9 protein-coding genes are annotated in these 13570 nt (G+C 41.2%); 2 read left to right on the forward strand and 7 right to left on the reverse strand.

Annotated elements, in window-relative coordinates; translation table 11 throughout:
• Nucleotides 1-15: 15 nt before the first annotated feature.
• From FLL46_RS05000 to FLL46_RS05025, 6 genes are all read right to left on the reverse strand, one after another.
• Nucleotides 16-1488, reverse strand: coding sequence for a glycosyltransferase family 39 protein (locus tag FLL46_RS05000; protein ID WP_142892380.1), 1473 nt, complete (start codon nucleotides 1486-1488; stop codon nucleotides 16-18).
• A gap of 9 nt (nucleotides 1489-1497) precedes the next feature.
• A complete protein-coding gene (locus FLL46_RS05005; RefSeq protein ID WP_142892381.1) occupies nucleotides 1498-1869 on the reverse strand; it encodes an EamA family transporter in 372 nt (123 codons plus the stop codon).
• Nucleotides 1866-3290: a UbiA family prenyltransferase gene (locus tag FLL46_RS05010; RefSeq protein ID WP_142892382.1), complete on the reverse strand. Its 1425-nt coding sequence runs from the start codon at nucleotides 3288-3290 to the stop codon at nucleotides 1866-1868. Before FLL46_RS05010 ends, FLL46_RS05005 begins: the two co-directional genes overlap by 4 nt.
• A gap of 253 nt (nucleotides 3291-3543) precedes the next feature.
• Entirely contained in the window at nucleotides 3544-5406 is a 1863-nt protein-coding gene (gene asnB / locus FLL46_RS05015) for an asparagine synthase (glutamine-hydrolyzing) (RefSeq protein WP_142892383.1), read from the reverse strand.
• A gap of 42 nt (nucleotides 5407-5448) precedes the next feature.
• Nucleotides 5449-6597: a glycosyltransferase gene (locus FLL46_RS05020; RefSeq protein ID WP_142892384.1), complete on the reverse strand. Its 1149-nt coding sequence runs from the start codon at nucleotides 6595-6597 to the stop codon at nucleotides 5449-5451.
• Nucleotides 6597-7442 (reverse strand): SdiA-regulated domain-containing protein, encoded by an 846-nt coding sequence (locus FLL46_RS05025; RefSeq protein ID WP_168204056.1) that lies wholly within the window; start codon nucleotides 7440-7442, stop codon nucleotides 6597-6599. Before FLL46_RS05025 ends, FLL46_RS05020 begins: the two co-directional genes overlap by 1 nt.
• Before the next feature lie 580 nt (nucleotides 7443-8022).
• On the opposite strand from FLL46_RS05025, the gene FLL46_RS05030 reads away from it, so the two are divergent.
• Together FLL46_RS05030 and FLL46_RS05035 are read left to right on the forward strand one after the other, a co-directional pair.
• Nucleotides 8023-10233 carry an InlB B-repeat-containing protein gene (locus FLL46_RS05030; protein ID WP_142892386.1) on the forward strand — a complete coding sequence of 737 codons (2211 nt, stop codon included), beginning with the start codon at nucleotides 8023-8025 and terminating at the stop codon, nucleotides 10231-10233.
• A gap of 484 nt (nucleotides 10234-10717) precedes the next feature.
• On the forward strand, nucleotides 10718-12403 hold the full coding sequence (locus FLL46_RS05035; protein WP_142892387.1) for an InlB B-repeat-containing protein: 1686 nt from the start codon (nucleotides 10718-10720) through the stop codon (nucleotides 12401-12403).
• Nucleotides 12404-12503: 100 nt separating this feature from the next.
• Here the strand turns inward: FLL46_RS05035 and FLL46_RS05040 are convergent, their stop codons facing one another.
• Nucleotides 12504-13529 carry a protein kinase family protein gene (locus FLL46_RS05040; protein WP_142892388.1) on the reverse strand — a complete coding sequence of 342 codons (1026 nt, stop codon included), beginning with the start codon at nucleotides 13527-13529 and terminating at the stop codon, nucleotides 12504-12506.
• Nucleotides 13530-13570: the final 41 nt, after the last annotated feature.

A 13570-nucleotide genomic window follows, 5' to 3' on the forward strand; every position in this document is an offset into this window, starting at 1 on the left:
TCAGATTACGATAACTTAGTTTTTCTTGAAAATGCGATATACACCCATACGATCTTGTAGTGAAAATTCCGAGCGAAACTCTTCGATGTTTTGATTTTCTGCAATTAAGTACACTGCGTCGATATCATCTTTGTCGCAACGATCACTTGGCCCTGAAGAAATTACAATTTGTTCGTTTTCAAAATAATTTCTACTATCGATTAGTTTTAATAATCTGGCAAAATCCTTTGGAATTTTATTAATTGTCGATTGCCATCGCTCATTTGTGGGCGGTTGTATTTTTAACGAGTGACCCCAGTCAGGTTTATCCAGATAGCGGAGTAACGACCAAAAAGTATTAAGTTGGTTGACTGAAACAATACATATTTTTCCGGTGGCCTGGCTGGTTTCCTGGCGAAAGTAATGGGTTACTTTAGCAAAATTATTTTGGCTATTCGTTTGCGCTGAATTTTCTATCCACAGAGACAGGTTAACGATAATAAATAGAATTGGAATAGCGAGCTTGAGTTTCGACGGCAGGTTCATTTCAGATAGCTTGATGCTCAAAGTGATCGCCAGTATTGGTAGTGCAAAAGCGAAGTTTCTTGTTAGCCAGAGCGGTTTTATTAAAAAAGAGATTGCGGCAAACATGACTAAAGGCAAGAGCAGGTAACATAGCACAAGCAGTCGAGTCTTTTTTGAAATTGACAGGCTGACCACTAACGCCAGGAATATGAATACAGAAATGTAAATTAATTGATCGGGTAAATCTAAAAATAATCTATTAGCCGTCTGTAGTACATCGTTAAAACTGGGAGCGACTGCGTGTCCTGCAGATTTAAACAGAGAGTTGGCGACCGCTGGTAGAGCGAAAGCAACAACAACAAAATGGCCGGCGCACCATCTAATTAACTTTTTATTATTACTGGCGGTTAAGCGGCAAGCGCCATAGATAAAATGAAAAAAAACGAAAAGAATTCCAATGGCGTGAGTATTAGCTAGCAATATTCCCAATCCTAATATCGGCCAAACTCGATTGTCATTTCCATTTGAATAGTTATCAACATGATGATACTGCCACAAAGAAATTAATGCGATGAGTGAGTACATTCTGAGTTGAGTGGAATAACTCAGTAGCAACGGCAATGCAAAGACAAAAAGGCTGGCGTAGATAGCTGTTGACACTGAAAATTTTTTCTTCGCAATCGTATAAGTGGATAATACGATAAGCGAATGTAAAAACATCGAGCTAGCTCGCAGCCAGAAGTCTGTTTGACTTATCGTTGCCCATAGATCGAGTAACAGATAGTAAAGTGGAGGATGAAGATCAAATCTTAAAGTAAAAATAATACTATCCAGCGGAGAGCCAAGTGTGGCTGTCGCTCCCCATATTTGATCGCCAGTAATAGGTGCAAAACCAATCAAAAAACTAATGAGTAGTATTAATACAAACGAAAGCAGGAAAAACACCCACTCAAGCTTAAAATTGAAAGCCGGGTTTTTATTCATTGGTAGTGGTCAACTTAATGAAATCAGCAAAATACCGATAATGACGAGGAGTGTTCCGAACATTTTAGAAAGGGTTAATGGCTCATTCAAAAACCAATAAGCAAAAAACATGGTGCCGATAAACCCTAAACCTACAAAAGGGTAGGCTTTACTGACTTCTATTTTAGATAGCACCAACAACCAGACGCCGGCGCTGGAGACGTAGGTTGCTAAACCTCCGATAACAGACAGATTGGAAAAAACTGCGGTGATTGCAGAAATAGCGCCTGACTGTAGAGCATTTTGAACATGGCTATTCGACATGCCGTCTTTTAGTAGTATTTGTGCAACGACAGAAAGAGATACGCTAACTAATATCAAAGAGAAATTAAAAAGACTCATAATACTTGTGCTGCGACTGCGATAACGCCGATAAATACAATGGTCGCAATGCTACCTCTATCTTTTAGCGAAAATACGATAGGATCGTCGTGCATTTCACCTCGATTGGTTTTGATCCACATTCGCATCATCCAATAACCTAAAGCCGGTACCACCATCCAAAGCAAAGTCGGCTCTTGATATTGGTTTGTCAGGACATTGTTGTTCACATAAAAACAAAACATTAAGACCGACAACATGGCGGAGGACATCCCCAGACTCATCAATACGGGGTAGTCATAAATATTATAATCTCTGCCTTTTAACCGAATTTTTTCTTGTTCTTCATGCGACTTAAGTTCAGCGCAGCGTTTCACTAGCGCTAAACTTAAAAACACAAACATCGAGAAAGCGAATAGCCAAAAAGAAACGGTTACATTTAGAATTGCGGCACCGGCGATAATTCTGATGGTATAGAGTGTCGTTAGTGCAACAACATCCAGGCCGACATATTGTTTTATCTTAAATGAATAGAGGAGCGTTAGTGCTAAATAAGCGATTAAGACTAGGGTAAAACTGATGCTAAAAGAAATACCAACAAGAAATGCGAAAGTAAACAAAGCCAAAGCAATGATTTTCGCGTTGGCAATACTAATTTCACCGGCGGCTAACGGCCTGAATTTTTTCCGCGGGTGACTTCTGTCTGCTTCTAAATCCAGCAAGTCATTGACAATATAAGTCGCCGATGCCAGACAGCTAAAGCTGATGAAACCCAGCGAAGACAGGAGTAATAGATCAATGTTCAGAAAGTTACCTGAAACTAACAGGAGAACTAAGATCAGCAAGTTTTTTAACCACTGGTGAATTCTTAGTTGTTTGAGCCAGGTTTTCAGGTCGAAATTTCTAACATCAAATAGCTGAGAAATTTTTGCCCTGGCGAGCATTTTTTTCGCTCTTGGTGTCGGATTGACCAAATAGCTCTCTTCTGCTTGCTCAAACAATATGAAGTCTTCGCTTGAATTACCTGCGTAAGAATATTTACTCGACAAAGACTTTATCTTGTCGAGTTTGGTTTGGCCTTTCAAATTGTTTTCTTTGTCACTGCTGATATATGAATCAAAAAGATCAAAGTTACGGCAGACGCTCTCTGCATATTTTTCATTGCTGGCTGTGGCCAAAATAATTTTTCTATTTTTTCTTCTCTCTTCGCATAAAAAAGAAAAAAACTCGGCGTTTAGTGGAAGTAATTCAGTTTTAATATCTGCGTGTTCTGAGAGCTTATGTTTGAGGTAAGATCTCCCTTTTAAAAGCCAGGGAATACATAAAAATATAATGAAAGGATTGGACTTTAGCGCAACCACCAGGTTTTCAAATAATAGATCTGACTTGGTAAAGGTGCCGTCGAGATCAACGTATAAAGGGTTACAATTGTATATGTCCATATGGGAGAGATAATCGAATAACGATTAAATACTTTTCAACTGATCGATTGGTGAGAATTAGAACATCAAATAGTAACGACTTTATGACATGATAAGATTTTGGTTATTCTTACCCAGAACTCGGGTTACTTAAAGGTAAGCGGCCTGGCGAATGTATTGCAGATTAATAATTTGGCGAAGCGCCGGTAATCACCGACGCTAGATATTGAACACTATTTGATAATAAAGCGAGAATGGTGGGGTTGAAAGTCGGTTAATCGATAAATTCTCGGTGCCACAACTCCAAAACTAATAATTGCCACAAGACTCGATGGTGATCGCGTGTTTTATCTTTGTGTTCTGTCAGTAGTTGTTTGATTATTTCGGGCTTAAAATAACCGCGTGCATGAGCTTTTTCGCTATCAATAATTCCGGCGACATAATCATAGAGTTCACCCTGAAACATTACTGCAAGCGGCGTGGGGAAGCCGAGTTTTTTCCGATAGAGAATCTCTTTATCGAGGTAAGGTTCCATCGCTTTTTTGATAATGTATTTATTTTCCATATTTTTGAGCCTGTATTTGCTCGGCATGGTTGCCGCGAACTCCAGGAAGCGGTGGTCAAGGAATGGAACTCTTAGCTCAAGTGAGGCCGCCATACTCATTCTGTCAGCCTTGATTAACAAGTCATCAACCAGCCAGGTTTTTAAGTCCAGGTATTGCATTTTAGATTGTAGATCCTGGTCTTGAGTGTTTTGATAGTAAGGCAGCAGGTTAGAAAAGTTAGAGTGCTTTTCACAAGTTTTAGCAAATTGATCGGTGTACAAAGATTGTTTCAAGCTTTCCTCATAAAAGGAAACGCCGGAATAACTATTTTCTATGGACTTTTCACTCAGATCGGCATATTTTTTCCATTTAACGCCAAGGCTTCTAAGGACTGGGTTTATCAATCCCTTTCGCAGTACGCCTGGTACTTTTTTATAGTTTTCGACGACCTGCATATATTTATAAATTGGGTAGCCGCCAAAAACTTCATCTGAGCCTTCACCTGATAATACGACAGTCACTTTTTCTTTTGTCTTTTTCGCTAGGTAATAGAGCGATATCGCTGCTGCTTCGGTAACAGGTTCGTCCATATGGCGGATATAGCCGGGCAAGAAATCCCGAAAATCTTCTGCCGACATAAAATATTCGGTATGGTCAGTGTCGAATTGCTTGGCCACTTTACGTGCATATTCGGTTTCATCGAAATCTTTGCCGTAATCCCAGGCAACAGAAAAGGTTTTAATGTCTTTAACGTCGAGCTTGCGCATCATGGCGACAACGGCGGATGAATCGATGCCGCCGCTTAGAAACACGCCCAGCGGTACGTCACTGCGAAGTTGCAGTCTGACTGAGTCTTCAAATAATTTCTGAGTTTCTTTGACGTAATAATCTTCACCTTTGTCTTCAGACTTATCAAAAGTCATATCCCAATATTGGTGCAAAGACAGAGTGCCTTTTTCAACTTTAATGTAGTGGCCGGGCGGAACCTTGTGAATACCCTTAAACATGGTTTCATTGGTGGGACAGTAGCCAACAGTCATATAACTATCAATTAAAGTTTCGTTAACCTGCGCTTTAACATCATCTAATTGAAGTAGCGATTTAATTTCAGAGGCGAATGCCAGCCCATCTTTAGTTTCGGTGTAGTAAAGGGGTTTTATACCCATTCTATCCCGCGCTAAATAAAAAAGATCATTTGTTGTGTCACTGATCGCAAACGCAAACATGCCGTTAAATTTCTCAACGCTCTCGATTCCCTGGTGGATATAAGCGTTAAGTAATACTTCAGTATCGGACTTGGTGCGAAAGCTAACATCTGCCTCTAACAATGAAGCTTTTAGCTCAACGTAGTTATAGACTTCACCGTTGTAGCAAATAGACACTTTACTGTCTTCACTATGCATGGGTTGGTTGGAGCGTTCATTAGTATCGATGATGGTTAATCGTCTATGCCCCAGCCCTGTATGTTCGTTGACGTACTCTCCATATCCGTCCGGTCCACGATAGGTAATAACCGAACACATGGCGGTGATATCACTTTGGTTAACCGGCGCACGAGTTTTATAATTGTGGATACCTGCGATTCCGCACATAGATCATTCCTTTAAACGCTTATTTTATTTTGCGATTTGTCTCTATCGGTGAGCTAAAATAATTTCGTAAATATTGTTGACGCGATGTTCCCAACTTTGTTCTTGCATACTGTCAGAACGCTGCTGCCTTTTGGAATCATCATTTTCGGCTAATGCCTGATCACAAGCTTCTAGAAATTCCTGATTATTGCTGGCTACAAAAGTTTCTTCGCCATAGCTTTTTTGCACCTCTGGGATATTGGTTGAAACAACGGGTAAACCGGCTGAAAAGTATTCAGGTAGTTTCAACGGATTACAGTTGTTGGTCAAATCAGAGTAGACAAAAGGTATTGTACCGACATCAGCGCCTTTACAATAACTTGGTAGCTGTTCGAAATCCCGCTCACCCATAACATGAACGTTGTTATAACCGGCAAACTCATCAGCATCCATTGAATATCGACCGACATAAACCCAAGAATATTCAGGTCTTTCTTTGGCTAGAAATTTAACCAGATCTTTGTCTACCCAATCATAAGAGATATGACCAAAGAACAGGAATACAGGTTTGCTCATTGTTGCCATGTCATCAGCGATTTGTACGCTTTGATCCAGCGTTGATGCAAACAGTTTGTAATTCACGCCATGGGGCATGTAATGCGTATTGCTGTTGTTCTGTTTATTTTTCTCATAAAGGGATCTTGCTGAGCAAAAAATGACATCGGCAAGTTGATTCATTTGTCGATCCATGGAAATAAATCTTTCAGCATCCAGACCTTCAAATCCTGCTTGCTCATCAACACAGTAATAAATGAGTTTTTTACGCTTGATGTTTCTGACATATTCAAGCCAGTTTTCAGAAAAAGCAAAAACATAGGGCGTATCGAACTTGAGTTTAAATTTGGCCCAGCCCAGCTGCATTTTCAACAGTAATTTATTAATGCCATTTTTAAATGGAAAGCGTGCGAAAGGAATGACAATGGGCGTTAATACATAAAGGTTTTCTTCAACCTTTTTGACGCCTTTGAAAAAGCTGGCCAATTTGTTCCAGATTCGCTTCATATCACCGGCGGTTGCTTTTGGCGCTCTAAAGCCTATCGATGAAACAAAGAGGACTTTGTTGTTTTTCGCAAATCGTGTTGAAAGCTGATACTTGCTGGTCTTCCATCCCCAATCATCAGATGAAAAAAGGATAATACTCTGGTCTTTCATTAATTTTCCTTATGAACGGCTGTGTTCTTTTTTAGATTTTTTTTAATTACCTGAAGCCAGTTTCCTTCACTCACAGCGACTAACTCTCCTTCGGGTCCAAAGGTTAATCCTTCGTAGGCGGGTGCACCTGCTAATGCTAATTCGCAGATAATTTCACCGCTGTCGGGATTAACCTGAATGATCTTACTACTTTCCTGACTAATAATCAGTAAGTGCTCGCCACTCTCATCAAAAGTCATACCAGAAATGTCAGTTATAGTTGGTTTGAACATCTCTTCGGCTTTAAAAGGTTCTATGACAGTAAGGGAGCCGTCTTTAAAACTTTTGGGGCGGTTAGCGTAAAGATTACTGAGCGGAATATTGAAGTAAAAAATTCGCATTTTTGCTTTTTCGTTATCTTTACTGCCTTCCTGTCCAACATAAATACGTGCAGGTCTGCGTGAATTGCCAGGCCGAAATCCGATTGCTTCAAATCCCTTATTATTAACCTTAGGCAACTCGGTAATCTGATAGGCTTGTGCGGAATCATAATTGGCATTGAGCTTACTGGTCTTTTCTGTGAGTTCAAATCGATGGGCAAAGCCATGTTCTGTCACCACCAGTAAATCTTCGTTATCAAGAGTCGACAACCCTTCGGTGTCATTGCTCATGTTACCGGATTTAGTGATGCTACCAATAAAGTCCCATTCAGGCGTGTAACGATAAATGGTTGCTGCATTATTCCTTACAACCAGGAACTCTTGTAACTTTTCGTTCCAGGTAATGCCTGAAGCATTAGAGGGGATCTCAGTGAGTTGAAATGGCTCGCTGATGTTTGAGTAGTCATTCAGTCCAGAAAATCCCACTGATTGAGCGAAATTCGGACTACTCCATGATATGACTATTGCTGAAATTAAAAAAGATAGTTTTTTGAGATTTCTATACAACATAATGATATATGATAAAAGCATAAAATTATAATAAAAATCAACCAGTTATATAATTAATTGATTTTTGTTTTCAGTTCCTTTCGAGTATGCGTAAGATACCATCTTATGCCACTGAAATCAGCAAAAAATCGAGCTTGTCGACAGGCTTTTTCAATTAGTCATAACTTGGCTTTGCAGTTTTATCTTGCATCGGCTTTAAGTCTGGTTTTTCGATAACTCTTGAAATTGGTGATTTTTTTGTTGGTTGGTGTTTCCTGCCTTTCTTTTTTTCCTGATTTGAACATCAAAAGCAATTGAGATTGAATAATAAAAATAACATGTTGAGATATTTAAAGACCTGTTAGTGCTTCATGCCCAACTCAAGTGAGACTTGGTTCACAGGTCTACATTCTCATCATGAAATGTCCTTTATTTGGGTTTAGAAAAGTTTAGTCTTACCGATAAATGGGACGTTAATTTTATCCAGTGTACCGTCCCTATTTTGAGAGTAAAACTAATGCCAAACATTTTAAAAGCCGCGTTTTCATCACTCAATCAAGTCTTGATTCTTGCAGGATTAGGCCTGTTTATCTCTGGTTGTGGTGGTAGTGGAGATTCTGGCGAAAAGACCGTAACTCCCCCGGTTGTTATTCAACCCGTCGATCATACCTTAAGTATTAGCGTTAATGGTTCTGGAAGCGTTTCATCGAATGTTGAAGGTATCGATTGTGGTGACGATTGCAGCAATAGCTATGCTGACGGTCAACAAGTAATTCTAACTGCTGATGCCGCTTCTGGTTACGTATTTCAGGGCTGGCAGGGAGACTGTTCGGGCAGTTCAAGTTGCGAACTTATTATGAACGGTAACAAAAGCGCGACTGCAGTATTTGTTGAAGAAGTCGTCGAGCCGACAATGTTCCAGGCAACGGTGAGCTTGTCAGGTGAAGGTTCTGTGACCTCTGAAGACAGTGGTATCAATTGTGGAACAGATTGTAATAACGAATATGAGCAAAATCAGCAAGTTACCTTGACTGCAGCGGCAAGCAGCGGCTATCGATTCGAAAGTTGGGAAGGTGACTGTAGCGGTCAGGCTGAGCGTTGCCAATTAACAATGAATACTGATAAAAGTGCAATGGCTAAGTTTGAAGTCATTGTCATAGAGCCAACCATGGTGAGAGCGACAGTGAGTTTGTCTGGTAGTGGTCGAGTGACTTCAGAGGACGGTGGAATTGACTGTGGTAACGATTGTCAGAACGATTATCCGCAAAATCAACAAATTACTCTAACTGCTGCGCCTGACGCTGGTTTCCGATTTGATCGCTGGGAAGGTGATTGTGGTGGTCAGGCTGAGCGTTGTCAGTTAACGATGAATTCAGCTAAAAATACACAAGCTAGATTTGAAGCTGTAGTAGTAGAGCCAACGGTTTACCAGGTGACAGTCAATAAGTCCGGTGACGGTCAGGTTGTTTCCACTGACGGTGGCATCAATTGTGGTGCAGACTGTAACAACGAATACGAAGAAAATGAATCGATTACCTTAACTGCTACTGCTGACGAAGGTTATTCGTTTGATAGTTGGCAGGGCGATTGTGCCGGCCAGGACGCAAGTTGTAATTTAACCATTAACTCAGATAAAAATACCACTGCAGTCTTTGTCGCTGAGCCGACTATGTATGAAGTGAGTGTTACTTTGACTGGCAACGGCCGAGTGGTTTCAGAAGACAGCAATATTGATTGTGGTTCTAATTGTTCTGAAAACTACGAAGAAAACACCTCGGTTAAATTAATTGCGACAGCACATGCTGGTTATGAATTTAAAGAGTGGACTGGTGCCGGTTGTGGAACAACGCCTAGTTGTACTTTTAGTGTGACTGAAAATACTGAAGTTGTTGCATTATTCACTGAAGTCGATGACGGTGGAAACAACGGCGCAGATATCAAGATTTCTGAGTATGCCCCTACAGGCGATGCATTCCAGATTGGTGAAGTCAGCAATAATGCATCGGGCATTACCTGGCAGGAAGACATCCAACAATACCTGGTTGTGCGAAATGGCGCTGCGGAAATTTATCGGTTCAATGAAGACTTTAACTACATGGGCGTTATCACCAAAAGTGGTAATATCAATAGTGACACCGAAGGTTTGGCATTTGTTGGTGGTAACCGCGTGATGGTGGTGACTGAAGCTAATTATGCGCACAAAGCTGTTATTGATGAAAACACTACAAATATTAATGGTAATTACAACGTAACACCGGGTTTCCGATTACTACCTAGCCCTGCAAGCAACAAGGGTCTTGAAGGGGTTGCTGTAAGACCGGCTGATGGTGATACACCTGCGCGTGTTTACGCTTGTCAGGAAGGAACCGCTTCTAATAGCTCTGCACACATGAAAGTTGTTTACTTTGATGTACCTGAAACTGACCCAACTACATTAATGTCCTATAACGATGATTTAACAGTCGTTGAACCATTTGACGCTGAAACGGCTTTCGCCGGTGTTATTACCGATTGTGCTGGCATGACTTATGACCCCAGAACAGGCCATTTGTATATCGTTAGTCAGGAGAGTTCTAAGGCCATTCAGGTTAACCCTGCAACAGGTGAAGTGATTGATCAGCTGGACCTTGTTGGTGCACCTCAGTACGAAGGTGTCACTATCGGACCTAATGGCGAACTGGCTTTTGTGAGTGAATCAAACTGGATTCATATTTTCCAACGCCCTTAATCGAATACATAAACTCCTCAATTAGTCTCGTTTACACTGGACGCCAGATAAGGGAACTATCTGGCTTTTTTCGTTTCTTATTAAAATAATTATTGGGTTATGCCCTGCCCCCATCAAAAATTTTGAGTTGATTTTCAGGCGCTCTGCAACTATAAATAGGTTATGATATTGCTGTTGATAGGAATATGCATATTGCTATCGCCTGATATTCAGGCTTAACTTTCAACAAGATAACTAATTTATAAATTACTATGGAGTCTGATCCAGGGAAACTAGGAGTTGAGCCAAATTTCCACTACTTATTATCTGACTGAATAAGCTATTTATTTTTGGGAATATACCTTTGAAACCGGCAAGGTTTTTAACTTTGTTGAGGTTTCGGTATGTTTTCAGGAACGGTTGTGATTTCTAAGAGAGGTAATAAAAGTGTTCGCAGGAGCGAAAAATTGGGTCCAGCATCTGTACCATTACGTGAGTTGAACGAATGTTAAACATACTTAAGTCCGCTTTTTGTTTTGTAAAAAATATTTCTCTATTAGCATGTTTTGGAATTCTGATTGTTGGTTGTGGTGGTGAAGATAATGAAACCGCAAGCATTTCACCCAGCCCTAATCCCAACACTACTTATACCCTTACTACCACAGCGACTGGCTCTGGGACAATTACCTCAAGCGTTGCAGGAATTGATTGCGGTTCTGACTGCACTGAGGATTATAGTGATGGTCAGCAATTAACTTTGACTGCTACACCCGCGTCAGGATTCGAGTTTCAAGCCTGGCAGGGAGATTGTGCGGGGCAGGGGGCTAGTTGCTCGCTCACTATCGACTCAGATAAAAATGCGACCGCTGTTTTTGTCGTAGCGACCTACACTTTAACCACTACTGTCAATGGTCCAGGTAGTATTGCCTCTAACATCGATGGTATTAATTGTGGTTCTGATTGCACCAATGATTATTCGGCGGAACAGCAGATAGTGTTGACCGCAACACCTGACAGTGGGTTTATTTTTCAGAACTGGGAAGGTGACTGCGCAGGTCAGGATGAAACATGCAGTCTTACCATGGACTCAGATAAAAACGCCACAGCTTTTTTTGCTGAGGCGCTTGCTTCCTACACGGTAACAGTCACAAAAACTGGAAATGGAACCATTGTTTCTGAAGACGAGAGTATTAATTGCGGGTCAGTATGTGAATTAGAATTTGATGCTGGTACCCAACTAAAATTAATCGCAACTTCGGATGTTGGCCATCAACTTTCTGCCTGGACCGGCGCTGACTGCGGATTTACACCGAGCTGCACCTTTACCGTGTCACGGACGATGGAAATTGGGGGTTCTTTCACTGCCGTTGTTGATGATGGTCTTGGCGGTAGCGAAAATGTAATGGTTTCAGATTACAGCCAAACCAACGACGCGTTTCAGGTTGGCCAGATTAGCAATAATGCATCAGGGATCACCTGGCATGCGGGAATTCAGCAATACCTGGTTGTACAAAACAATGCTGCCAGGATTTATCGGTTTAACACTGATTTTCTTTATCTGGGAGAAATTACCAAGAGCGGTAATATTAATAGTGATACTGAAGGTTTGGCGCATCTGGCCGGAAATCAGGTAATGATAGTGACCGAAGCCAATTACGCACACAAAGCAGTAATTGATAGTAATACCACCAACGTTAATGGCAGTTATGATGTAACGCCGGGCTATCGACTACTGGGCAGCCCGAGGAGTAACAAAGGCTTCGAAGGCGTTGCGACGAGACCGGCGAGCGGCAATATTCCAGCAAGAGTATACGCTTGTCAGGAAGGTACTCGTTCAGATAGCCAGGCGCACATGCGAGTTGTCTATTTTGATGTACCAAGTCCAGACCCAGACGATTTGATGCGATACGACGATGATCTGGTTGTGGTTGAGCCCTTTGATGCTGAAGCTGCATTTTCGGGAGTGATTACCGATTGTGCCGGTATGGTCTACGATCCGCGCACTGGCCATCTGCTTATAGTCAGTCAGGAAAGTGCTAAGGTCATTCAGGTCAATCGAACAACTGGAGAGGTATTAGATGAACTTTCCCTCACCGGTGCACCACAGTACGAAGGTGTCACTATCGGACCAAATGGTGAGCTGGTATTTGTAAGTGAAGCCAATTGGATCCACATCTTTCAGCGACAGTAAATTCAAGCTTCGGCTAGGACGTTTGTTAGATACACGAGATTAGCTTGCACTTGATCTAACCTGAGTTCTTATCCCGAATTCAGGTTATCTAATGAGGCTATTAGACCAGGAACTGGTCGGGATTTGATGTCCACCGCTTGAGTATTTTTTTCAAATAATTCATTCGAAATTTAATCAATTTCACCGCTGCAAATCCTCGCGGGTTTCTGGTGCTGTGTTCATACAGATGCACTAAAATATGATAAGCGGTGAATGCATCAATTGTATTTTGGTTGAGACTAACGTGCTTTTGATAGTTTTTGATAAAGCTGTTGGTGAGAGAGTGAGTCGTATGCCTAATCCAGGGAAGATAAGACTTAAACCAGATTTCCGCAATAAACTGTCCGGTGTCATAGGCCAGTAGATCGTGACGAGCGTCTTCAAAGTCCACCAGGTTGATAACGTCGTCATTACAAAGAATATTGCGGTAAGCAAAATTTCCATGAATATGGCCGGACAAATCTTCAGTAGATTGACTAAACCTGAGCGAGATCTTGTCACAGACATCTTGTAGTTCGGCTGATGACAAACCTGTATTTGAATTTTCTTCAACAATTGCTAGCATTCGTTTTACGTGGGAGAGTCTATGATTGGCCAGATCGGCGGTTGCTTGCGGCTTGCCTGCTAGCTGATGATATTGACCCAACCAATCGCCTGAAATAGACAGCCTTTGTTTCAGCTGGCTATTGTTAAATGTCCATTTGAGTATGTGTTGGTTAAAAAAATTGTTCAGATTATCTCCGACACATCCGCTCATTAAAATCGCTTTGTGATCAAGCCAGATAGCCACCGGCTTTGACATAGAATAATTGACTGGCAAATGTTTGGCGTTTTTCCAGGCATTCACCAGTTTTTCATGCTCACCTGAAATATTCTCCTCATCCAAATCACCTTCTTTTACCGCTGATAGATCTCTGAGCTTGAGAATATAGAATTGATCCTCACCCTCAACAGATATTCTGTATATTTTTCGATCATCGCTATAAATCAGGCGTGCGCCTATGGCGGGCATCTCTTCAAGTTGTAAGTCTTGCGAGATAGCTTCTTTTATTTTGTCTTGTAAATCTGTCGTAATATTATTTGACACAGCCCAGTTCATCCGTGGTGATTGATAAAAAGACTGGGTAG

Origin of the sequence: Aliikangiella coralliicola (assembly GCF_007004725.1) — a bacterium.
GTDB classification, from domain to species: domain Bacteria; phylum Pseudomonadota; class Gammaproteobacteria; order Enterobacterales; family Kangiellaceae; genus Aliikangiella; species Aliikangiella coralliicola.